The 312-nt window shown below is 48.1% G+C and carries 1 protein-coding gene; it reads right to left on the bottom strand.

The window, feature by feature from the left end; translation table 11 throughout:
* Positions 1-312 (bottom strand): hypothetical protein (locus AOQ29_RS07735; RefSeq protein ID WP_158530759.1); only part of this gene is annotated, 312 nt, incomplete at both ends.

Genomic DNA, 312 nt, shown 5'->3' with positions numbered 1-312 from the left:
TTTTTCAAGAGGTCATCGAGCAACTGAGCCTTCCCAGCGTTGGCCAAGTCCTTTTGGGCCTGCTGGTAACGGCTATCAAGGTCAGTGTTTTGGCTCGCCTTATCAGAATCCTTCAGGGTTGAATCGGCCTTAATATCATTTTGCACACCTTGATAAGTCTGCGTCAATTGGGCCTGAGCCGCATTAATTTGGTCAGCCAACGATTGGGCTGGTTGGTGGACACCTTGAATTCCTGATAGAGCCAAAGCCAAGGTGTCAGCAAGCTTTTGAGCCGTATTGACAGTATCGGCTGTCAAATTTTGCTTAGCTTGA

Source organism: Fructobacillus ficulneus (assembly GCF_001047075.2).
GTDB lineage: Bacteria > Bacillota > Bacilli > Lactobacillales > Lactobacillaceae > Fructobacillus > Fructobacillus ficulneus.
Note: the sequence above shows the minus strand (reverse complement) of the source record. Positions and strands in the feature narration are given on the sequence as shown.